The sequence below is a fragment of the Streptomyces sp. NBC_00727 genome (assembly GCF_045161745.1).
In the GTDB taxonomy this organism is placed as follows: domain Bacteria; phylum Actinomycetota; class Actinomycetes; order Streptomycetales; family Streptomycetaceae; genus Streptomyces.
Genome location: NZ_CP108981.1, coordinates 780,097 through 803,118 on the forward strand (window position 1 = coordinate 780,097; position 23,022 = coordinate 803,118).

The following is a 23,022-nucleotide window of genomic DNA, read 5'->3' on the forward strand; positions in this document are numbered from 1 at the left end:
TCCTCCTCTCCCCCACCCCCTCAGCCCCAGCAGCGGAGTCCGTGCCATGGCCGACGACGGCAAAAGTACTTCCGGAACGCCCACCTACGACCCGGACGACTACTACGGCCAGGCGATCACCAACTTCACCGGCTACACCATCCCGGCCCGCTCCAGCCTGTTCAACTCCCTCAGCAGCGACAGCGGCGACGACTTCTCCGACCTCAAGCTGTTCCGGATGGAGATCTCCGGGCAGACCATGCGCGCGGTGTCCACCGAGGACTACACGGCGCTCAGCGGCTTCCAGAAGAGCAAGGGCGAGGACTACGACCTGGCCTTCTACGACGCGGGCGGCGACGGCGCGCACAACAGCGTGAGTCTGAAGAAGGCGCGGATCGTGATGATCGGCGTGGGCGTGGGCGAGGACGGCCGCGCCGACCTGTGGGGGGACGGAGCGATCTCCGGCGGCGGTGAGTTCGAGGGCTCGTACTCGCATGTCCAGTGGGACTCCGGCCCGATGGCCCAGTACATCTCCGGCAGCAAACTGGCTCTGGACGAGCTGCTGAACAACCACACCACCAAGGGCTGGAGTTTCAGCAACCTGTCGGTCCTCGATGGCAACGCTGTCGAGTTCAAGTCCTTCGAGGAGACGGGCCAGTCCTTCGACAGGGCGATGCAGTTCTTCAAGGACCACTCGGACGTCGTCAACGGGTGGATGAAGTCGCTCGGCGAGGACCAGGCCGCGTGGAAGGGCAAGGCGGCCAGCCTCTTCTGGCACCTGCTGAAGGAGCTGAAGACCAACTACGATGGTTACGTCTCCCAGTTGGGCGGCCGCGACTACAGCCCGAAGAACACCACGGTGGGCGGCTACGTCCCCAAGTCGAAGCTGAGCGACGCCCTGGCCGCCGCGCAGACCGCGCTCAAGGACGCGGTCACCGACCTCCAGACGGCGTGGAACAACTGGGCCAAGGACGGCAAGCACGACCCGCACAGGCACCTGGTGAAGGTGCTGGACGAGGTGTCCGCCTTCGTCCTCAAGGACAACATCCAGCACGTGAACGTGAAGACCCAGTACTACGGCGGCTACGGCGGTGGCGGCTCGTACAAGACCTACTCGACCACGTCCGAATTCAAGCAGACCTCCGCGTACGGCGACCTCACCCAGCACACCACCTGGAAGAAGATCGCCGACGCGGCCGTCAAGAGCTGGTCGGACCATGCCGACAGCGTGCTGAAGCAGCCGGCCATCGACGCCCTCAGCAATGTGAAGTCCGCCTGGACCGATGTGACGGACGCCTTCGACCAGGAGGTCACCGACAAGAACTCCGAGACGCTGGCCGAGGTCCTCGCGAAGGAGGAGGCCGACATCGCGGAGGACGAGGCCAATGCGAACAACGACAAGCTGAACGACTACCTCGACGGCCTCAACGACAACATCAACACGATCGGTGACGGTCTCAACGACCTCAACGACGGGCTCAACGACAGCCTCGACGACCTGGGCGACGGATTCAAGGACCTCAACGACGGGCTCAACGACAGTCTCAACGGCCTCGGCGACGGATTCAAGGACCTCAACGACGGGCTCAACGACAACCTGAACGGGCTGAACGACGGGCTCAACGACAGTCTCAACGGGATCAACGACGGCCTCAACGAGAGCCTGAACGGCCTCGGCGACGGTCTCAACGGCCTGGGTGACGGCGTCAACAACCTCGGTGACGGCATCAACGACAACTTCACCACGCTCAACGACGGGCTGAACAACGGACTGGGCGACGGGCTCGGTCCGGGCGACGGCCCGGGCCTGAACGGCGACCCGGACTCCCCGCTCGGAGGGCCGGACCCGGCCGCACTGGTGCCTCCGGTCACCTCGCTGCTGAACAACGCCCTGAACACCGACGGCCTCGGCGACAAGGACGGGAAGGGCGGCTCGTCGCTGCTGAACACCCCCCTCGGGGGCAGCACCCAGCTCAACGACGACGGCACACTGACCACGAAGTTCCCCGACGGCTCGACGCAGACCATCGACCCGCGCACCGGCCTGGTCACCAGCACCTCGCCGGACGGTGTGACGTCGACCTCGCAGCTCAACCCGGGCACCAGCCTGCTGAACCCGGACGGATCGACCACCACGCTCAACGACGACGGCACACTCACCACCACCTTCCCGGACGGTTCGAGCCAGACCCTCGACCCGAAGACCGGCCATGTGGAGACCCTCAACCCGGACGGCAGCCTGTCCGAGTCGACGCTGAACCCGACCGACGGCGCCTTCTCCAACCCGGGCGGCTCCACGTCCCAGCTCAACGGCGACGGCACGCTCACCACGAAGTTCCCCGACGGCTCGATGGAAACCCTGAACCCGGACACCGGCCAGGTCACCATCACCGACCCCTCGGGCAACGTCACCACCCACCAGCTCAACCCCGGTGGGTCGTTCACCAACCCCGACGGGTCCACCACCACCCTGAACAACGACGGCACACTCACCACGAAGTTCCCCGACGGCTCGACGGAGACCCTCAACCCGGAAACCGGGCAGCTCACCACCACCGACCCCGCCGGACACACCACCACCACCGACCTGAATCCGGCCCCGAACACCTTCACCACACCGGACGGGTCCACGGCGCAGCTCAACCCCGACGGCACCGTCAGCACGCACTTCCCGGACGGTTCGACGGAGGTCCTGAACCCGGACACCGGCCAGGTCACCGTCACCGACCCCTCGGGCAACGTCACCACCCACCAGCTCAACCCCGGTGGGTCGTTCACCAACCCCGACGGGTCCACCACCACCCTGAACAACGACGGCACACTCACCACGAAGTTCCCCGACGGCTCCCAGCAGATCCTCGACCCGGATACGGGCCGGCTCACCACCACCGACCCCGCCGGGCACACCACCACGACCGACCTGAACGGTGACGGACCGTCGTCGCTCAACACCCGCATCCCGGACCTCGACAGCCTCGACCACAACGGTCCGGACACCGACGGGCTCAACACCCAGGGCCTCGACGGCCCGCACACCTCGTCGCCGCTCACCCACACGTCCGGCCTGAACACCCACGGACCGGGCGGCTCGCTGAACGCGCCCGGCGGCCCGGACGCCGGCCTCGACGACTACTACGACGACTACGACAGCACCCCGTACGGCGGCGGCTCCCTGGGGTCGGCCAACCCCGGCGCCGCCGCGCTCAACGCCAACTCGGCGGCGCAGTCCGCGAACGGCACGCCGCTCAACCCGATGGGCATGGGGGGCGGCGGCATGCCCGGCATGGGCGGTGCGGGCGGCGGCGGCCAGGGGGGCACCAGCGAACGCACCCGGGCCGTCCTCACCGACCCGGTCGGCGGTGCTCGGGGCGGGCGCGCCGGACGGGCCGTGGGAGTCGACGAGGACGAGGACGTCGTGTACACCCGGCCGACCACCTCCAGTTCCCCGTACCCGGTGGGCGGGCCCGGCGCCTCCGGCCAGGGCGGCACGTCCACGGAGAGCGGCGACCGCGCCCGCGAGGCGTGGCTGGCCGAGGACGACGACGTGTGGGGCACCGACGACGGCGGCGCCCCGGCGGTCATCGGACGCTGAGGACGCACACGGGGCCACGCAAGAGAGAACGGAGAGGGAGTGCACGGTGAACAGTGAGTCGATCGAACAGCGGCTCGCCAAGGCGATGGCGGAACTGGAGGCGACCGAGGCCGCCGTGGCGCGCGCCGAGAGCGAACTGACGCACGCCGAGGCGACGGTGCGCTCCGCGGACCGCTCGGTCGAGGTGACCGTCTCCGCCCAGGGCGACATGACCGCACTGACCTTCCTGGACGACAAGTACCGTACGATGCCCGCAGGTCAGCTGGCTGCGAGCGTGCTGGAGGCGGCGCAGGAGGCGCGAGCCCGGATGGCCCGGCGGGTGATGTCCACCTTCGAGCCCTTCACCCACGCGAACGCGGAGGCGCCCGAACTCACCGGCTTCGACGTGGACTGGAACAAGATCTTCGGGCCCGGCGTGCTGGAGGGTCCGAAGGGGGAGCGCCGCCGCGGCTCCGGCCGGCTCCGTGACGAGATCAGCGAGGACCCGGAGGACTGAGGAGACGATGACGGAAAACGCGTACTACGCCAACTTCCCCGGCCTGACCGGCGGCACCCGGCAGCTCCAGGCGATCAGCGACTACGCCGTCGACATGTTCAACGAGTTCTTCCACGACGTGTCGGCGACCAGCGACTGGCCCGGCAGGGACGACAGTTACGCCAAGACGATGGTCCCGCAGGAGAAGAAGCAGCGGGAGGGTGCGGTGAGCACCGGCAAGGCCCTGACCGAGGCCATCGTCGGCGTGGGCGACGGCACGCTCGCCAACCTGAAGAGCGTCCTGACCACGCAGGGCGGCAACCTCGACGCGATCCACGAGTCCCACATCGACAACAGCAACGTCTCCGGCGGCACGCACGGCGGCGGCAGGCACTGACGGACCGGACCGCGCCCCATGAGCATTCAGGTTTCACCGCAGCTGAACAATCTGTTGTTCGTGCTGATCGGTGAGAAAATGCTGCAGGCCGACGAGGACATGGCCTTCGCCAACGGCCGGCCCTACGGGCGGCTGGGGCGGCGGGTGCGGGACCTGTCGGACCTGATCGAGCAGACCGCGGGTGGCGTGGGGCGCTCGCTGCCGCCGCAGGTGGGCAACCAGTACGTCAAGGCCATGCACCTGTTCCTCGACAACGGCGGCAAGAACTACCTGAAGGACTTCGCCGACCAGCTCGACGATCTGGAGAAGGCGCGCACCAAGTCCTCCATGGACATCATGGAGGCCAAGTGGCAGATCATCGCCGAGCTGATCCGGCTGCTGATCGAACTGGCCATCATCATGGTGCTGTCCATCTTCACCGGCGGTTCGGCCTCCAGCCAGGCGGCGGTCGCCAAGGCACGCAGCCGGGTGGCGATCCTCACGCTGCTCGACTGGCTGATGAAGCGCACCCACCTGCTGCCGGCCCTCTCCGAGATGATCGAAGAGGCGTTCACGACGTTCGCCGTTCGCCTCGCGATGATGCTGGGCGCGCCCAAGGGGCGGCGGCCGCACGGCTTCGACTGGTCGCAGATCGTCCAGGACGGTGTCTTCGGCGCGTTCACCGGCCTGTTCCACGGGTTCCTCAACGACATCCTCAAGAACCTGAAGAAGAACTTCAAGAACCTCTGGGGCAGCGGGAACAACCCGTTCAAGGGCATCGACGGCAACGGCAACAAGTTCCACAACGACAAGTTCGACAACCATCACCTCAACGACGGGCCTTCCCACCGGCCGGACCCGAAGCCGACGCCGAAGCCGGGCCCCGAGCCGACCCCCACGCCGAAGCCCAATCCGGTCCCGCTGCCCAAGCCGCCCCCCACCCCGCCCCCCGGCCTCGGGGACAGGATCAAGCACGAGTTCGGTGAGGACATCGGTCACTTCCTCACCGAGGGCGGAGCGGAGGCGCTGGGCGAGCTGGCCACGGCCGCGATCTTCCACCTCCCCGTCGAGGGCCCGATGACCTTCCTGGGCGGCGGACTGAGCGCGGTCAGCGAACGGCACCTGGGGCAGGGCGCGTCCGCCCTGGGCAACAAGTTCAACTTCACCAAGCCGCCCACCGTGAACACCGCGCACCTCCCGGACACGCCGGACGAGTCCACGGCGGACGACGCTCCCCGCCCGGGCGACGGCGACGGCAAGGGCCCCGGTCCGGGCGCGCCCACCCCGGGGCCGGGCGACGGTGTGCCGGCTCCGGGCCCGTCCCCGACGGGCGGCGGGCGGAACGGGCCGGTCACCCTCCGGCCTCCGACCCAGTCGCCCGGCCTCGACGTGGACGTGCCCGGCGGCAAGGTCACCGCCCACGGTCCGTCCGGCGTGCACTTCGACGGCGTGCACGTGGACCCCGTCACGATCGAGGGGGTGGACGTCCACAGCGATGTCCCGGACCTCGACGGCAACGTCACGGTCACCGACCCCGACGTTCACCCGGTGACCGATCCGTCGGCGGTCCAGAAGCCGACGACGGCCCCTCCGGTGACGGCGCCCGGCAATCCGCCTCCGGTGCAGACCGTTCAGCAGCAGCCGCACACCGGCAACGGCACGCCGCGTCCGGGGAGTTCGCCGCGGTCCGACGACACGACGACGACCGACACGAACACGAACGCGGACGCACACACCCGAACCGGCGTGGACACCGGCTCCGACACCGAGAGCGACTCGGACACGGACTCCGTGTTCAGTGACACCGACAGCATCGCCGAGAGCGACATCACCGACCCCGACGGCACCGGGGACACCGAGACCCACGCCCCTGTCACCGAAGCGCCCAAGCCGATCGTCACCGGCAGCACCACGCCGCCGCCGACCGGTCTCCCCGAGGGAACCGCCCCGGACGGCATACCCGGCGACGCTCCGGCCGTCAGCCCCGCCCCCCGCCCGACGCCCGTGCACACGTCGTCCTCGGACCCGACGCCGGACCCCGACCGGAACGACGTGCCGCACCCCGTGCGGAACGACGCACCGGACCCCGTGGCCGACGACGTACGGGAGCCGGTGGTCCTGACCCCGACGCCGCCCGTCGCCCCGGCGTCCCACCCCGCGCCGGGCAGTTTCGAGGAGGCGCGGAACGGGGCGACGCCGACGCCGCGGAGTCACACGTGGGTGGACCCGGTCTCGCGGCCCACGGGTCCGGACGGCAGGCCGACGCAGTACGTGGTGCGTTCCTCCTTCGACGTACGGCAGTTCACGCACGGTGGTGAGCCCGTCACCGATCTCACCGTCACCTACCGCGTCACGGGCGACCCGCAGCTCGGCCCGGAGGTCGACGGGGTGCGGCAGCGGCTCGAAGAGGGTGTGCGGAGGGTGTTCAACACCCCGGACCACCGCCTGCCCGACGGCAGCCGGCTGCACGTCACCGTCGTCCCGGCCGAAGCCGACCGGACGCCGCACCTGGACGTCACCCTGACCGACCCGGCGGACGGCGTGCCCACCACGCACCACTCGTGGCCGGCGGACATCTCCGACTCGGCGCTGGCCCACGAGATCGGCCACCAGCTCGGCCTGCGCGACGAGAGCGGCCTCGACCCGGCCGCGCCGCACCGCGGCGGCAACGAGAGCCTGATGGGCGACGCGCCCCCGGCCACCGGCGCCCCCGTCCCCGTCTCCCCGCCGGAAACAGCCGGCTACCGGGCGGGCGGGCTGCGGCCCCGGCACCTCCAGCTCATCGGCACGCTGGTGGGCGACCCCCCCGACGCGCCCCGGCCGCGCCTCGACGGTGAGCGGCGCGACGCCGCGACGCCTCCTGTGCCGGTCACCGGTGACCTCGGCGCGGACCCGCCGGCACCGGTCGTCCCGCCTGCCACGACGTCTGCCACCGCGCCCGTCGTCGACCCGGTCTCGGACGCCGAAGCCATGCCGATGGTCCCGATCAGCACCACGTCCGCGCCGGTCCCGGACGACACGACCGTGCCCCCGCCCGTCGTCATCTCCGAGGAGGCGACGCCCCCGCCGGTGGTGCCGGAGCTGACGCTCACCACGGCGGACGGTGACACCACTCCCCTGCCCGATCCGGACCCGGAGCCGGAGACGACCAGTGGGCGCGGGCCCCGCCCCTCCTACCTCGGCGACTACGGGCGGCGGCACGACGGGCAGGTCGGGCTCGTCCTCATGGAGCCGTTCCCGCCGGACGTGGTGGACGCCGTGCACCGGCAGGTGATCACCGCCCTCGGCCGGCCGGCCCCGCGCCCCGACGACCCGGTCCTCGCCCAGTTGCGGGACGTGCTGTCGGCGGTGCAGATGGCCCAGCACCTGCCGTACCTGCGCAGCCTCGGCGGCCACCGCGTCACGCTGCGCGTCGACGGCACCGACCGGAGCGTGGACGTGCGGCTGGCCCTGGGCGGGGGGCGGCCGTCCGCGCGGCAGGGGGAGCTGGACACCAGTGACCCAGACAAGCACGTGGAGCGGCGCGGCCAGGGGACCCGGGAGAACGTCTCGGCGCAGCCGTCCGGCACGTTCTCGACGATCCCGGTGCCCTGGACGGGTTCGCTGCCGATCACCGCGTCGGGTCCGGTCCGTTCGCTGGACATGGCGCTGTCCGCGACCATCACGCACAACCAGGCGGACGGCTCCGTCACCGTCACCCAGGTCACGCAGACCACCACCGCCCAGCGCAGCGCCGAGCCGTCCCGGGCCTACGACTTCGACGGCAACTGGCAGGTCCGCGTGGACGCTCCCGCGCCGACCGCCTCGACCAGCGACGGCGCACCCGCCGACGGCTGGTCGCCGGTGCGGCAGCACGGGCCGGTCACCGCCTGGTTCCCGCAGCACCTGGTGGACGCGGACGCCGACCCCGCCCAGGAACTGCCCGCCCCGGCCGCCCTGGACGACCTGCCGCTGTGGGGCGTGGACTCGGTGCTCAACCCCCGGCGGCTGTACGAGGGCGCGGCGGCGCACTTCCGCGCCGACCTCGACGCCACGTCCTCCTCGCAGCTCGCCGACTTCCTCTCCGAGCCGGTGCTGCGCGGCACACTGCCGATGCAGCGCGACGGCGGGCTGTACTCGCCGGTGCTGACGGACGGCAACGGCCGGGCCGTCGGCATGGTGCGGCTGGACGCGCGGGTCACGCCGACCGCGCCGGTCGCCAAGAGCATCGACGCGAAGATCAACCTGGAGAGCCACCTCGTCAACACGGTCAAGAACGACCAGAACACCACGTTCAACAGCGGTGTCGCCCTCACCGGCAGCATCGGCCCGTCGTTCACCGGTGACACCCGGCCGGACCACCCGGACGCCACCGTCTCCGTCGGAGGGAGCTTCAGCGGTAAAGGCACCCTCCAGCTCGGCGCGCAGAACGCCTTCGGCACCAGTTCCTCGGCGGCCTCCGTGCACGCGCTGCGCACCAATCGCAGCCATCTGCTGACCGAGGCCGACGTCTCGTACACCGTCACCCTGATCCGGCCGGACGGCAGCACCGACTCGTACGCGCCGGGAACCTGGCAGCACGGCCTCGACCTGCGCATGCTCAGCGCGGACGACGCCCGGGGCCACACGCCGGCCGGGTCCGAGGTCAGGCAGCTCCCCGCCGAGCTGGCGTCGCTCGGCTCGATCGGGCAGTCGACGGCGCCGCTCGGTGTGGATGGCGCGGCCCCGCTGTTCGCGGAGGCCGAGACCTGGTTGCGCGACCAGGGCTTCCTGCCACCGCCCGCGACCGCGCCGCGCCGGGGCCGGATGCCCGACGAAACGTTGGTGCAGGCGCAGTTGAACAACCTGCGGCGGCTCCAGGAACTGCGCTCCGGGCTGGGGCTGCGGGGCGCGACGGACTCCATGGTGGACGGCGGGCACTCGCTGTTCCTGGAGACGCCCTCGTCGACGGGGCGGCGCCGCGTGCGGCTGGTGCTCGGCGCGAACGCGGACCGGGACCGGCCGCCCGTACACAGGAGAGTGCTCCCCGGCGTCGCCGTCATCAGCGTGTCCTCGTCGACGGCCGGCGGCAACGGCAGACTCGGCAACAGCTACAGCGGCGGCCTCGGCTTCGGCGGCGGCCCCAGCATTCCCACGCCGAACGGCTCCTGGACGCTGAGCGGCACCGGCGACTACCAGTACGTCGGCAACGCCTCGCTCGGCAACACCACCTCGTCGACGGTCGGGCAGGACCAGTTCTTCATCAGCTCGGGCCAGGACGCCCACGAGTTCGACGTACCGGCCCGCCTCACGCTCGATCTGTACGAGGGCACGGGCCCCGGGCCGCAGGTCCGCTTCGGCACCCCGGAGCCCCGGCCGCACCCGCCCGGTGACCTGGAGTCCGCGCCGGGCACCGTGTTGGCGGGGGTGCCCGGCACCGTCCGGCTGGGCGTGCCGCACGGCCGGACCCTGGACGCCCCGGCGCCGGAGCCGGCCGGCCGGCCGTTCACCGTACGCCCTGTCTCGCGGCTCGACCGGGACCGGCTGGCCCTCACGGACAACACCGGCCGGCCGCGCCCTGACGTGGTGCGGGTCCCGGACGACGCCCTGGTGGACGTGATGCGGGGCTCGGAGGCCCTCCAGGACGCCTTCCAGCGCATCGTCACCGGCGCGGCACCCACCACCGGAACCACCGCTCCGGCCCCCGGTCCGGTCTCCCTCGCTCCGGCGCCCTCGCTGCTGAGCCGCTTCACCGGCTTCGTCGGCAACTCGCTCACCGGCAACCCGTTCGCCGACCCCACCACGGTGGCCGCCGAGTCCCGGGCCGCGGCGCTCTCGCCCGGTTCGCTGGTCGCGCGCGGACAGCAGATACTCGGCGGCAGCTACGTGGTGGAGGGCCTGACCCTGCCGGGCCTCGGCGCCGACGGGCAGCTCTCCGTGGAGATCCAGGCCGTCGCACACCACCCCCGGCTGACGTCCGGCACGAGCCAGTACATGGAGTCGGACGTCGCCGCCGCCGACTCGGCGCAGCAGCTCAAGGGCCTCGGCAAGACGCACCAGTTCGGGCTGGCGGGCACGGCGACACAGAACAACCCGAAGTCGCCCGCCCCCGCCACCGACCCGGAGCCGAACACGCAGCAGGACGGCGCCACCTCCACACCGCAGCCCAGCACGGCGGAGACCCGGCAGCCGTCCCGCTTCAACCCGTCCCTGCGCTACCAGTACGCCCGCAAGGCGGACAAGTCCGACACCTCGATCAGTACGACGACGACCAACCGGGTACCGACCCAGACGGGCATCCAGCACCGGGTCACGGCCGACCTCACCTATGTCATCACCATCCGCTCCGGGCACCGCAACGCGTTCGCGAACTTCGTCGGCTACGCCAACGGGCAGACCGTCCAGCTCGCCGTGGACGTACCGCAGGGCCTCCAATTCCTGATGACCGACAGCCAGTTGCGTCGCGACCGGCAGTGGATGGGCGGCGTCGAGGGGCTGCCCGCCGACGTGCCGCCCACAGGCCTGGCGAGCCCGCCACTGCCCAGCCGCTATGTCCGGGACGGCACGCTGGGCCTGGCCTCGGTCACCTCGGTCACCGAACTGGGCCCCACCGGCCGGCCGGGCACCGCGCAGCGCCAGCGGTTCCAGAACGAGGTGCGCGGCCTCCTCGACCGGTACGCGCCCGGCGTCACCACCCCCGGCCACGCCTCATACCTGCCCGGCGTCGCCACCCTGATCGCCGACCAGACGAGCACCGCGGGCAAACGCGCGCTGATCGGACGCGGCGGCGGACAGGCCCGGTTCAGCTTCCGGCACCACCGTTTCGGCGGCGCGGCGCTGGTCGAGGTCACGTTCTCGGCCCGGCCCACGACCACCGCCGCCAACCGGGGCGCGCGCCGCGGCATCGCCGTCCCCGGCGACAAGTCGGGGCTGGAGAGCTGGACGTCGCAGACCCCGGCGGGCCGGTCCACCGCGAACACGGTGAGCCGGCAGCACCGGGTCACCTTCAATCCGACGGCCCGCTTCACCCGGCCCGACGCGGACGACCGCACCGACCGGCTCGGCCCTTCCCCCCAGTGGACGTCGGCCAGTGTCAAGACCGACAAGCGGGGCCGGACCGCCGAGGACCGGTTCTGGCTCCGCACCGACAACGCCGCCGACTTCGACGGCCTGGACTACGAACTGGTCGCCACCGTCCGCTCCACCTGGGTCACGGACTGGCCGCCGAACGTGGTGGGCGCGCTGGTGCAGCGCGGGTTCATCGCCTGGAGCGACGCCGACGCGACGACCCGGAACTGGATCAGCCGCACCCTGGCCGGCGAGATCGGCGGCCGGACCCGGGTCCCGGCCCACGTCAGCCTGCGGTTCGCGGGCGGTGAGACGGCCGACCCGCGCGGCGGCAACCCGCTGCCGGTCCCCGTCTCGGTGTCCCGGGTCGACCCGCGGCCGGCGCCGCACGGGCAGCCCGCGCTGCGCGACGACGGGCTGTTCCACCCGAACGGCAACGTCCCGGTGTACGGCTTCAGCGCCTGGGACCAGCTCTACACGGCTCTCGACCAGGTGGCGCCGGCCACCGGCAGCGGCTGGCGCGCGCAGCCGGCTTCCACCTCGGACGAGAACGCCTCGGTGCGTCTCGGGGAGCTGCTCCAGGCCGGTTCGATCACGCTCGACAACCCGCGCCAGGTCGGCGGGATGCTGCCGACCATGCCGGGCGCCTTCCCGCTCCTGGACTCCCCGGAGGGGCCCACTCTGACGGTGTCCCTGTACCGGCCCCGGGTGGTCACCGAGAGCAGCGACATCGCCGTGGACCGGCTGCGTATCGTCACCGACACCTCGGGCACGGTGTCCGGCAACGACACCGGCCTCGGCCTGTCCCTGCCGTTCGTGCTGAGCGCCGACGACCCCGACCGCAATCTGGTCGGCGCCACCCCGCCCGTACTCCAACGGCCCATCGACCCCAGCAACTTCGGCGGCAACGTCTCGGGCGGGCGCCGCGAGTGGCTGAAGACCGGCAGCACCAGTGCCCCGGCCGACGGGCGCGGAACGCGTGGGTACGAGGTCCAGGCGGACGTGCACATCCAGGTCAGCGGCCCCGAGGGGGTGCGGCACGTCACCGGTACGGCCACCCTCCGCATCGAGGAGCGCGACGCGCTGGGCCACGGCATCACCCCGCCCCGGCCCCTTCCGCGTGTCTACGACCTGCCCGCGCTGCTGGCCTCGCAGACCGGCACCGCGCCGGGGCAGTGGGCGTCCACACCCCCGCGCGACCTGCCGGACGCCCTGATCGCCGGGGTCGATCCTGACGACGACGGGTACCAGTTCTGGCTGGCGACCGGCGCGGACCCGGACGGCTCCCGGCTCGCCCTCGCGCTGTACGGGTCGTCCCGTACGGCCCGGCTCACCGGGCATCCGGTGGAGCTGGTGACGCGTGGGCCGGAGGGGCTGCGGTTCTGGTCGTTCGGCCCGGACGGTGTCCTGAGGGCCACCCCTTCCGGGGCGCCGGGCACGGAGGGCACGCCGCCCCTCGGCGATCCGGCGCTGGACCGCGCCTGGTCCGGCTTCGAGACCGTCGCGAACGATCTGCACCGCGCGCACGGCGACCACGCGCAGGCCCTCGCCGACGAGACCGAGATGCGGAACCTGCGGACGGACGCGGTGGACGGCCTGCGCGACGCGGTCACGACGCTGGACGACGGGCGCAAGGCTGCCGACGACGCCGACCGGGCGGCCACCTCGGCGGAGACCGGGGCCGACGCGGCCGAGCAGGACGTCAGCGACCTCGAAGGCCGGATCGACAAGCTGACCACGGACATCGCCACCACCCGCGGCACGATCGACGCGCTCACGGAATCCCTCACCGAGGGCGGGCGCCGGCAGAGCGGTCTCGACGCCGGCCTGAAGGCGGCGCAGGCCCGCCTCGACGCCCTGAACGAGACCGCCGCCGCGCCCCCCGCGCCGGACCCGGCCACCGGGACCGGCAGCTCATCGAAGCCCACGGACACCGGCACCTCGTCGACGCCCGCGGACACCGGGACCGGCACCTCGTCCACGCCCACGGCCGCCCCCGCGACGCCCCCGCCCGTCGACCCGCGGCTGACCGAGCGGATCGACGCCGCGACCGCCGAGGTCGACCGGATCGATGGCGAACTGGACGGCGTCCGCAAGAAGGTGGCGCTCGACCGGACGAACCTCCGGCAGTCCGAGGTCTCCCTCGCCCGGGACGAGGCAGCTCTCAAGGAGCTCGAAGCCCCGCTCCCGGACCTCCGCGACACCGCACGCGAACTGCGCTCCGACGCCGACACGGCGCGCGGCCACGCCGACGACACCGACCTGGCCCGCCAGGACGCGCAGGAGTCGCACGACCGGGCCGAGCTGAGCCTCCGCGAGATCGACCGTGCGCTGGACGACATCCTCGGCCGCCGCGACGACGCCGCCACCCGGCGCGCCGCCGCGGAGACCGCCCTGCCTGCGGCGGCGGGGCCGGTCCTGGCGAACGGGCCCGTAGCGGTGCCGCCCTCGCGGTCGTCCTTGTCCTCCATGCCCCCGCACCCGCCGGGCTCCGGGCTACCCAGGACGGCCGGCCCCTCCACCGGCAACACCCCCGCCACCGGGGACGACACCGATTCCGACGCCGATCCGGACTCCACCGGCTCGGTCGTCTCGGACCACAACTCCGACGACCACAACTCCGGCGACCACGACTCCGACGACCGTGACGACCCGTCCGAGGTGGAGACCGCGCTCACCGTGCCGGACCCGGTGCCCTCGGTCCCGCCCAAGAGCGAGGGCACCTCCGAGCACGGCAAGGACGGCGACGCCCACAGCGACACCCGCTCCGAATCCGACGCCGACCCGGACCCGGACCCCGACCCCGACCCCGACCCGGAGAGCGCGGCCCCGCCGCCACCCCCCTCCGAGCCCTTCCAGGTGCGCGCGCCGCGCGGCAACACCGTGCCCACGATCGGCGACGGCCGCTGCATCCTCTACACGTTCATCGGCACCGACCCGCAGCGCGTCCGCGAGCGGGTGCCCGGACTGAGCACCCGGGCCCCGGAGACGTATGCCTGGCTGGGCCGTACCGACGAGGTGCGCGCCGGTCTGGGCCTGGCCGCCCGCAGCGACACCTCCCCCGCGGCCCGGCAGGCCCGCAACCATCTGCTGATCGCCGCCGACCACCTCCGCTCGGCGGCAGAACAGCGGCTGCTCGACGCGCACGGGGGCGGACGGCCGTTGCCGCAGGACGTGGTGGGCCAGGTACGCCAGACGCCGGCACCGCACTTCACCCGGACCACGGCCGCCATGAACCGCTCCCAACTCCTCGCCACCGCCCGGCGCTACGGCATCGACGGACTGCGCCGGCCCGAGGAGCTGAGCGACCTCAACGCGCGCTACGACGCCGCGCTGACCGAGGACGGGGTGACCGACCGCCCGGCCGACCCCGGTGTCATCCGGATGTTCAACCACCTGCGCGACACCGGCCGGCTGCCCTCCCTCGACGAACTGGACGACGCCCAGCTCCGTCAGGTCATCGACTCCGCCTACACCGAGAGCACCGTGCCCTTCACGGACGAGGAGCTGAACCACGCCCTCGCCGCCGTGCGGAACTGGTCCGGCGCCTGGCAGAGCGACCAGGGCGAGATGTTCCTGCCGCTGCTCGCCGACACCCTCGGCGTCACGGTGGAGGTGCTGCGGCCCGATCCCACGACAGGCCTCGGCACGGTGACCCGCGTCGGCTCACCCACCGCGGGCCGGGTCCTGGAGGTCCACTACTGGGGGCTGAACCACTACACGGCCAGCGACGCGGCCCCGCTCACCGCGATCCCGACGTCCAGTGCGCCGCGCGGCCCGCAGGACGCGCCCAGCACCCGACCCGCCGGGCGCCGCCGCCCCGCCCCCCGCCGCGACCCCAGCGACGACCGACCCGCACCCCGTGTCGCACGGCCCGCGCACCCCGACACCTGGCACCACCTCCGCCCGCACGCACGCCCTGCCACCCTCCGCACCGAGCGCTTCGACCCGCACGCCGACCCCACCGCCGACGCCCCCCGGTCCGGACTCCTCTCCGGCGCCACCACCCTCATCCGCGCCCAGGTCCGCCGTATCCAGGCCCCGAGCGGCCAGTGGGTACGCGACTACACCCTCAACCTCCCCGTCAACGCCGCCGACGCCCAGCACACCGCCCGGCTCGCGGAGCGCCTCGGCCGGCTCGTGGACCACCACCTCAACACCGGCTACGCGCTGCCCACTTCGGGCGACCAGCTCCACGTCAACGTCAACCTCGTCGACAGCCCGGAGCACCCGGAAGTCATCACTCTCACGCACACGGACGCCCCCGCACGGCCCGACCAGACCCACCTCGACCTCAACCACACCGACAGCCAGCTCCTGCACGAACTCCTGCACTACCTCGGCCTGCCCGACGAACAGCGCGACAACGACTTCCTCTTCCGCAACCACCCCGACGCCACCGCCGTCCGCACCGACGGCCTCATGGCCACCATCGACACCCCCGCGCCCGCTTCCCTCCCCCACCGCTACCTCGCCACCATCGAGAACGTCACCGATGCCGGGCCGCGCCTCCACGACCACACGGACGCGGTCACCGACACCCCCACCGATCCGGACACCACTCCCGTCCCGGCCACCGAAGCCCCCGCCTGGCCCACCTCCCGGGCACCGGTGCCCGCACCCTCCTCCACCTACGTGCTCGCCTACGGCGCCCAACTGGACGGCAACGTGGGCCTGGTGTACCTGGAGCCGCTGCCTCCGGCGGTGGTGGACGGGCTGCACCGGCAGGTGATGGGCGCACTGGGGCTGGCGCACGCCCCGGACACGCACCCGGTGCGTGAGCAGCTCAGGGCGGTGGCGAGCGGCGAGCAGCTGATACTCAACCTGCCCTATGTGCGCGGCAGTCTGGGCTTTCGTTTCACCGTCCGGGTGGACGGCCGCGACCGGACCGTGGACGTGCGGATGCGGCTGTCGAACCCGGTGGCGTCGGCGCGATACGGGCAGACGGAGGGCGCCGAGCGGGACGTGCGCGTGGAGCGGCGCGGCATCGGCACCCAGGAGTCGGTGTCCGCTGAAGCGTCGGGCACGGTCCGCACCCTGCTGCTGCCGTGGACGGGCCTCTTCCCGGTGACGCGGGCCATCCCGGTGCGCGGTGTCGACGTGGCGCTGACGCTGGCGATGACCCTGAACCAGCTGTCCTCGACGTCGTCGGTGACGACGGTCGTGCAGACCACGTCGGCGCAGCGCAGCAACGAGCCCTCGGAGCCGTACGACTTCACGGCCTCGTGGGAGGTGCGGGTGGACGCGCCACGGCTGGCGCCGCCGGTCACCTGGGGGCCGCCACAGGCGCACGGGCCGGTGACGTTCTGGTTCCCGCAGCACCTCGCTCGGGACGAGGCGGATGAGCTGCCGGAGGCGGCCGGCCTGGACGACTTGCCGGTGTGGGGCGTGGACACGGTCGCCGAGCCGCAGCGGCTGCTCGCGGAGGCGCTGGGCTTCTTCGGCACCGCACTGAGCACGCTGGACGAGGACTCGGCGGCGGAGCTGGAGACGTTCCTGTCGGAGCCGTTGCTGCGGGGCACCCTGCCCATGCAGCGGGACCGGGGGGTGTTCTCGCCGGTGCTGCTCGACACCTCGGGGCGCGCCCTGGGCATGTTCCAGTTGCGGACCGAGGTCGTCGTGGGCGAACCGCTGCGGCGCAGCGTGGCCGGCAAGATCAACCTGGAGAGCCATCTGACGCAGGTGGTCAAGCTGGACTCGCAGTCGCGGTTCAGCAGCGGGCTCACCCTGTCCGGGAGCGTCGGACCGGCGCTCACCGCGGACCGGTCGCAGGGGCATCCGAACGCCTCGCAACGGCCCGGCGGCGGTGTGCTGGGGCGGGTGTCCGCGCAGGCGGGCACCCACGAGGAGCTGGTGCAGAGCGGCAGTACGGCGCTGATGCACGCCGTGCGCACCAACCGCAGCCATCTGCTGGCCCCGGCCGAGGTGCGGCACACCCTGGTCCTGCACCTGCCGGGCGGCGGGCGGCGGGAGTTCACCCCGGACGCCTGGCCGCGCGGCATGCACCTGCGACTGCTCACCGCCGAGGACGCCAACGGACACGCACCGGCGGCGGACGAGCTGCGGCGGCTGCCCGCGGAGCTGGAGCACCTGCGGTCGGTCGGTACGACGGCGACGCCGCTGGCCGTGGACGGCGCCGCACCCCTCTTCGTACACGCCGAGAACTGGCTGCGGCGGGAGGGCTTCCTGCCCGGCGACACACCGGGACGCAACCGGGTGCTGCCCGACGAGGCCTTGGTGCAGGCACAGTTGAACAATCTGCGCCGGTTCGAGCAGGGTCGTTCGGAGGTGGGGCAGCGAGCCGCCACGGACGCCATGCTGGACGGTGGCCACTCGCTGTTCCTGGAGATCCCGACCGCGACCGGGACGCGGCGGGTGCGGCTGGTGCTCAGCGCGGTGCGCGGCGACGGCGACAGCGTGCACAGCCGGGTGCTGCCGGACGTGCAGGGCATGGGCGTGGCGTCGCTGTCGGCGGCGGGCGCCGACCACCGCGGTTCGTCGTACGGCCTCTCGTACGGCGGTGGCGGCTCGTTCGGGCTGCCGAAGGGCTCGTGGACGCTGGGCGGCAGCGGCGACTATGTGCGCGGCGACCAGGTGCGGCACGACAACAGCGTGCAGCTGGGCGTCGGGCACGACCAGTTGTTCATCGGGAGTGGGGCCGGGCAGCGCAGCGAGGTCTTCGAGGTGCCGGCCGATCTCGCGCTGGACCTGTACGAGGGCCCCGGTGAGCAGCCGTCGGTGCGTTTCGCGCACGAGACGGTGGAGGTGCCGTTCGTGCCGCACGGCGCCCCGCCCGCCGAGCCGCTGGGTCCGCCGCCGGACCGGGTGCCGGGCACGCTGCGCCTCTCGGTGCCGACGCACCGCACGCTTCCCGCCGGGGCGCCGGTGCCGGCGGCTCCCCCGGCGCCGGTGCTGCGCGCGGCCACCGACGCCGACCGGGACCTGCTCGACCTCACCGGCGAGGACGGCGCCGCGCTGCCGGACACGGTGCTGCTGCCGGACGACGCGATCATGGAGGTGTTCCAGGCGTCCGCCGCGCTGGACTCGGCGTTCCGCGCGGTGCTCGGCAACACCTACCCGGGGCATCCGGCGCGCGGTCTGCTGGACGACGTGCGGGACGCGGTCGCCGGGCACACCCCGCGTCCGGTGGCGCGGGCCGGCCGGGCGCTGGGCGAGTCGCTGGCGGGCGCGGCGGCCACCGATCCGACGACGGTGGCGGCGGAGATGCTGTCCGCCGCGCGCAACCCCGCCGCACTGCTGGCCCGGGGGCACCAGGTGTTCAAGGGCGCCTACGTGGTGGAGGGCCTGACCCTGCCGGGGCTCGCCTCGGACGAGGTGCTGTCGGTGGAGATCCGCGGCGTGCTGCGGCGGCCCCGGGCGACGGACGGTTTCGCGCAGTACTTCGAGACCGGTCTGAGCGCCACCGACGGAGCGGCGCAGCAGCGGGGCGCGGCAGGCACCTCGCAGTGGGCGGGCGGCCTCCGCGCGGTCCGCAACACGTCGTCGAGCCAGACACCGGCCGCCGACCAGGCGGCGGGCAACGACTTCGACGGCGTCCTGGTGACCCGCGCCGACCGCACCGGTCAGGAGGAGAGCGCGCCGCCGGCGTCCCGGCCGGGCACACTGAACCCGTCGGGCCGTTACACCCGCACGGCCCGGAGCGAGCGGTCGCGGGCGCTGGGCTCCACGACGACCGCCTACCGCACCGCCACCGAGAGCGGCACCCAGCACCGGATCACGGCCGACGCGACGCTGCTGGTGACGTTCCGCCGGGGCCGCCGCAACGTCGTCGGCAACGCGTTCGGGCAGGGCGAGGGCCGCGCGGTGACCGTGGCGCTGGACCTGACGGACGGGGTGCGGTTCCTGGCCACCCCGGCGCAGATCCGGCGGCACGCCGCGTGGTTCGCAGGCGTGCCCGGTCTTGCCGTACCGGGCCCGGCGGTGGGCTCGGTGCCGCTGCCGCGCCGCTTCACGGCCTCCCGCGAAGTGGGTCTGGGCAGCGTGCTCGCGGTGGACCAGTTCACCGACGCGACGCGCACGGTGCAGCGCCCCGACGTGCTGCGGCAGCGGCTCCTCGCGCTGATCGAGGAGGAGGCGCCCGGTATCACCCGGCCCGGCCACTCCTCCCATCTGCCGGGCGTGGCGACCCGTATCGCGGACCTGTCGTCGACGGCCGGCCTGCGCACCCTCGCCGGTCGCGGCCCCGGCCATGTGCAGCGCTTCCGGTTCCGTTATCTCGGCTACGGCGGAGCCCAGTTGGTCGAGGTGACGCTGCGCACCGAGCCGGACGCCGACGACCACGCGCTGCGTGCGCTGCGCGGGCACCCGGCGGCGGCGGGGTCGGGCATCGAGCAGTTCCTCGGCCATGTGCCCTCCGCGGTGACCGACCGGACGGCGCGCAGTGTGCGGCACGCCGGGTTCGTACAGCTCCAGTCGCGCTTCCCACGGCCCACCGGCGGCCCGCGCACCGACCGGGCGGGCGTGCTGCTCAGCGCCGACACGACCCGCGGCAACGCGGCGCGCGTCACCCGCTCCGCCGAGGACCGCTTCTGGCAGCGCACCGACAGCGCCGCCGACTTCGAGGGCGTGCCGTACCGGGTGGTGGCCGAGGTGCGGTCGACCCCGGCCGCGCAGTGGCTGCTCGACCTGCCGGGCAGCCTGTTCCAGCACGGCGTGCTGAGCCTCACCGAGGCGGACGCCACGCTCGCCGACCGCATCGCGCACCTGTTCGGCGGCCGGCCGGCGCGGACGACCACCGTGTACACCGCCGCCGCGCTGCGGTTCACCGGCAGCGAGACCGGCGACCCGGCCCCCGCGCCCGCGCCGTTGCCGGTGGCCCGGCACACCGCACGGCCCACGGTCACCGGGGACCGCTTCGTGCCGCACGGCCCGGCCCCCGTGTACGCCTTCGACGGCGGCGCGGAACTGGCCGCGGCGCTGGGCGAGGTGGCGCCGGCGCTGACCCGCTCCTGGCGTTCCCTGACCGCATCCGGCTCGGCGGACGCCACGGCCGTGCGCGTGGGTGAGCTGATCCAGTCCGGCACCCTCTCGCTGGACCACCCGCGCGGCCCGGCCGGTCCGACCACGACGATGCCGGGCGCCTACCCCGTCCAGGGCGCGCCGGGCACCCCGCCCCGCCTCACGGTGGAGCTGTACCGACCGCGCCCGGTCACCGACACGGGGGATGTGACGGTGGACCGGCTGCGGCTGAGCACGTTCGGCGCGGCGTCCTCCTCGCAGGCGGGCGTCACCGCCGGGCTCGCGGCGCAGGGCGGGCTCGCCGCCTCCGACGACAACCGGCACATCGTCAACTTCACCGTCCCGGTGCTGGCCCGCCAGCCGCAGGCCCCCGGCCCCGGCGCCGCCGTGAGCGGCACCCGCCGGGACTGGCTCAAGCACGGCAACACCAGCGCCCCGGAGGGCTCGCGCGGCACCCGAAGCCACGAGATCCTCGCCGACGCGCTGATCACCGTGCACGGCCCGGACGGCGTGCGGTACGTGACGGGCACGGTGCGGATGCGCCCCCTGGAGCGCGATCTGCTGGGCCTCGGTGTGACCGGCGCCCGCACCGACGCCGGGACGTTCGACGGTGCCGCCCTGGTGCGGGAGGCCGCCGACGCCCGCGCCCACGCGGCGGGCGCCCCGGCCGGTGCCGCCGCCGACGCCGTACTGCGCGACTGGCGCACGGGGCCGCTGCGCGACCTGCCGACGCTGCTGGCGGACGGCGTCCGGGCGGACGACGGGGCGGCCGTGGAGGGCGTGCAGATATGGCTGGCCGTGGACGGCGGTCCCGGGCAGACGGCCCGCGCACTGTACGCCGCCGCCGGGGCGGCAGCGCTGCTGCGCCGTCCGGTCGAGCTGGCGCTGCGCGACGACGAGGGCGTGCGCTTCCGCCGCTTCGACGCCGACGGCGAACCGGAGCCGGCCGGCCCTGAGGAGGACGGCGCCGGCTGGGCGGCCGTCCGGGAACAGGTCGGGGCGCTGGACGCGGCGGCGCACGCGGAGGAGGCGGCCCGCGCCGAGGAGGCGGGGCTCCAGGCCGAACTGCCCGGCGCGCGCCGGGCACTGGACGAGGCCCGCCCACCGGTGGCGCGTGCGGGGCGGGACGTGGACGACGCCCGGGCCGCCGCGCGGGACGCCCGGGACGCCCGTACGGCCGCCGACCACGCGGTCACCGCCGCCGAACGCACCGACCGGGAACGCCGCACCCGCGTCGCGGAGCTGACGGCCGACGCCGAGGACCGCCGGTCCCGCGCGACGGCGGCGACCCACGAGGCGGAGGAGGCCCGGGAGGCGGTCCGCGACGCGCGGGAGCATCTGGAGGCGACGGAACGCAGCCTGCGGGAGGCGGTGGCCGAGGCGGCCGAGCGCGGCGGTTCCAGCTCCGGCGGTTCGGCCAGGTCGGGCCGGTCCGGCGGCTCGGACAGGTCCAACGGGTCGGTCGGTCGCCGCACCGTACGCCGGGACGGTGCCCGCGCCGCGCTGGAGACGGCCAGGACGGCGGCCGAGACGGCCGAGCGCGCCGCCGACGCCGCCCGGCACGCGGCCGAGGACGCCGCCCGGCGCCGTGACATGGCCCGCGACGCGGCCGGCGCCGCGGCCACCGCGCTGACCCGCGCCCGTGACACGGCCACGACGGCGTCGCGGACCGACCGGGAGGCCCGCGAGGCCCTGACCGCGGCAACCGAACGCCACGACGCCACGGTCACGGCACTGGACACGGCCCAGCAGGGGGTGGACGGCCTCGAACGCCGAGTCGGCGAAGCCCTCGCCGAACAGGCCCGTCAGGCGGACAGGCAGCGCAACGCGCAGAACGACCTGACCGACCTCGTGACCCTCCTGGAGGCGGAGCGCGCGGCGGCGGGCGACGGCACGGTGCCGCTCCCGACGGGCTCGTTCGCCCGTACACCGGCGGGCTGGCCGATCCGCACGGGCCGGCCGGCGCCGCCCAGGATCGAGGAGGAGTCCGACGCGGAGACCGACGCGTCCGACACGGACTCGGAGGAGGACGGCGACGACGAGGACGCCGAGGACGCGGGCGGCCCTCCCCCGGTCCCCCGGGGCGAGCGTCCGGACTCCTTCGTGGCCTCGCTCTCCCGGCTGCTCACCGCGTCGGGCGACGCCCCGGCGTGGACCGGATCGCGTGACCCGCACGGCGCGCTGCGCGCGTGGGCGCGTACGGACGTGGCGGCACGCCGGGCCCCGGAGGACGCCGAACTCCCCGAGGGCGAGACGCTGGTGAGCATCGATGATCTTGCCCGGATCGATGCCCTCACCGACGCGCTGCGCGCCCAGTCGATCCTCCAGAGCGGCCGGGTGACCGTGGACGAGGCCGGACTCGACGAAGCCGCGCGCCTCGCGCTGGTCCTGGCACGCCCCGACTCCCCGGCGTACGTGGCGACCCTGGCCGCGCTGGTCGCCCGGGATACCGGACGGCCGGTGCGGGTGCTCGGACCCGGCGACGGCGTCCGCGCGTTCGGACCGGAGGAGGGCGACCCGCTGAACCTGTACTTCGACGGCCGCCGCTTCTCGGCCACCCCACCCGGCGCCTGACCACGGGCACCGCCCGATCCC

Annotated in this window: 4 protein-coding genes; all 4 read left to right on the forward strand. The window is 73.6% G+C overall.

Going from position 1 to position 23,022, the window contains the following annotated elements; all coding sequences use genetic code 11:
- Positions 1–46 precede the first annotated feature (46 nt).
- The 4 genes from OG242_RS03370 to OG242_RS03385 are packed head-to-tail and all read left to right on the forward strand — an operon-like array spanning position 47 to position 23,001.
- Complete coding sequence (locus OG242_RS03370) at positions 47–3,571, forward strand: AAWKG family protein (protein WP_405896721.1); 3,525 nt, start codon at positions 47–49, stop codon at positions 3,569–3,571.
- Between the two features lie 46 nt (positions 3,572–3,617).
- Positions 3,618–4,067 (forward strand): YbaB/EbfC family nucleoid-associated protein, encoded by a 450-nt coding sequence (locus OG242_RS03375; RefSeq protein WP_405896722.1) that lies wholly within the window; start codon positions 3,618–3,620, stop codon positions 4,065–4,067.
- Positions 4,068–4,074: 7 nt separating this feature from the next.
- Positions 4,075–4,443 (forward strand): hypothetical protein, encoded by a 369-nt coding sequence (locus OG242_RS03380; protein ID WP_405896723.1) that lies wholly within the window; start codon positions 4,075–4,077, stop codon positions 4,441–4,443.
- Between the two features lie 18 nt (positions 4,444–4,461).
- Positions 4,462–23,001, forward strand: a complete 18,540-nt coding sequence (locus OG242_RS03385; RefSeq protein WP_405896724.1) for a hypothetical protein — start codon at positions 4,462–4,464, stop codon at positions 22,999–23,001.
- Positions 23,002–23,022 lie beyond the last annotated feature (21 nt).

Coding starts and splice junctions, on each gene's coding strand:
- OG242_RS03370 (WP_405896721.1), top strand. CDS start 47: ATGGCCGACGACGGCAAAAGTACTTCCGGAACGCCCACCTACGACCCG.
- OG242_RS03380 (WP_405896723.1), top strand. CDS start 4,075: ATGACGGAAAACGCGTACTACGCCAACTTCCCCGGCCTGACCGGCGGC.
- OG242_RS03385 (WP_405896724.1), top strand. CDS start 4,462: ATGAGCATTCAGGTTTCACCGCAGCTGAACAATCTGTTGTTCGTGCTG.